At 56.5% G+C, this 1,905-nt stretch carries 2 protein-coding genes; both read left to right on the top strand.

The window, feature by feature from the left end; genetic code table 11:
• Window positions 1–42: 42 nt before the first annotated feature.
• Window positions 43–480 carry an antirestriction protein gene (locus HFD97_RS21960; RefSeq protein WP_167432544.1) on the top strand — a complete coding sequence of 146 codons (438 nt, stop codon included), beginning with the start codon at window positions 43–45 and terminating at the stop codon, window positions 478–480.
• Between the two features lie 45 nt (window positions 481–525).
• A complete protein-coding gene (locus tag HFD97_RS21965; protein WP_167432545.1) occupies window positions 526–921 on the top strand; it encodes a DUF1380 family protein in 396 nt (131 codons plus the stop codon).
• The last annotated feature ends 984 nt before the right edge of the window (window positions 922–1,905 follow it).

Consider the following 1,905-nt stretch of genomic DNA (forward strand, 5'->3'; position numbering starts at 1 on the left):
ACAGGCCGGAACCTTAACCCCCTCTGACTGCGGAGATGTCTGATGAACACACAACCCCACGTTTTACAGCCGGCGTCAGTTTTGGCCGATTTTGTCAACCTGCGTTTTCTGCCTTCCCTGTTTGGTCACGATTACGCGCAGGCCGAAAACAACGTGTACCTCTACGCCAGCCGCTACCTGGCGAACTATGACGGCACGGTCTGGGACTTCGTACAGCTGCCGGGCGGCGGCGGTTACATGAAGCCGGAAGGTGAAGAACGCTACATGTACTCCAATCCGTACCACTGGACGGAGCTGGAAATCAGCGCCGGTGCGGCGGGGATCATCATCACGGCGCTGGTTCTTAACCACCGCAGCTGGCTGTACGACCGCCACGACGACGAAGAACTGAGTGCGCATTTCTGCCAGCGCCACCGCCAGCTGATGGAGTGTGTGAAAACCCATCCCGAAGCCGCCGCCATTTTCTGCGCCCTGAACTGATAAATCACGGGGCGGCATGGCCGCCCCTCTTAAGAGGAAAAAACCATGTACGGAACCGTTAATGAACTCTGCGCCCGATTATCACAGCGTTACAAATCTGACGAGCTTATGACGCTGATTATCTGGCGTGAAGAAGACGTGATACGGGTTATGGGGGAGGAGCACGTAACGGCGGAAACCGCCGCCGAAATCGTCCGTGACCTCGCCACGTGGGACAGGGATGCGCAGCACGAGGCGGGCGTGGGAGCCGAAACTCTTCGCGTTCTTGCCGACAACATTCACTACGCCGCCGGACAGCGCAGCCGGCCCGTGACTCTGTCAGCCGGTGACCTGGAAATACTGATGCAGGCGGCGGGCAGGCTGCCGGATGCAGGCGCAGGCAGACAAACGGATGCGATTCAGGCGGCACTCAGGCGCGCATACCTTGCCATTAACCAGTAACAAAGGGGGCCGGGCAGGGAGGCCCGCCGCTACCCTCCTGGTGCGCAAAACCCCTTGCGCCTTCGGCGCGCAGGCGGCAGGGCACGCGCCTGACGGCGCGGCCTCCGTCTGCTGCAGGGGAAAAGAAGAGTGCAATCAACACCTGTCAGAAGCGATTTTTATTCATGACAGACAGGGGGTAGTGTATAAAAATACGGCTCTAAAAGTGTGACTCAGGGTCACTCTGCATAAATTGCACCTGGCATGGAGCCGGGGCATTAACACAGGGTGTGCTGATATGAAAATATTAATAATTAGTCGGGAGAAATCATGGAGATGATCCGAGCTGTAATGCACATTTTCGTATTTATATTATGTACCTGTGGTGGCGGATTTGCAGGGGCTGCTTTGGTGAAAACACGGAAAGGATTTATCACGGGTTGTCTGATTGGCGTGCTGGCAGGAACGGCAACTGTATGGGGGAGCCATCAGGACAGAACAGCACAATGCGACAGGATGGATGATGGTCTGATTCAGTCTTCTGTATGTGTAAATTAACCTGGCGGATAGAGGTATCCCGGCCAGTCCGCTGATATTAACCGGGCATGTATAACAGGATACTGGCCCATTCATTCCGGTTCTCAGGTTACGCCTGATTCTCCTGCCAGCAGTCCTGCGGTTCACTCTTCATACATAATTTTTCAGCGAGCATGTGTTTCCTTCATCGGCTTTAAATCTGGCTGCTCACTGAATTTATGTCTTATCAAAACCTTAATCGTTGCCCATCTCAGACCCGAAATGCCCTCTGTCGCCGGCAGAATGCTGTCTCCCCGGGCGTCCGGGCGCGCTGTCATGCTGCGCACAGAGCCGGCAGGCCGTCTCTGCCCTGCGGGTTTCCATCGCTGACGCAACTCCTGCAACCGGCTGTCGCCGGTGCGTTCACTGGCCACGAAAGGCCGTGGCCGCTGAGGACCGGACCGGCATAGCCGTCCGGGGTGTGTTCGT

The sequence above is a fragment of the Pantoea sp. EKM103V genome (assembly GCF_011800365.1).
In the GTDB taxonomy this organism is placed as follows: domain Bacteria; phylum Pseudomonadota; class Gammaproteobacteria; order Enterobacterales; family Enterobacteriaceae; genus Pantoea; species Pantoea anthophila.

Bases quoted from the DNA above. Each gene is read 5' to 3' on its own strand.
- HFD97_RS21960 (WP_167432544.1), top strand. From the start codon at position 43: ATGAACACACAACCCCACGTTTTACAGCCGGCGTCAGTTTTGGCCGAT.
- HFD97_RS21965 (WP_167432545.1), top strand. From the start codon at position 526: ATGTACGGAACCGTTAATGAACTCTGCGCCCGATTATCACAGCGTTAC.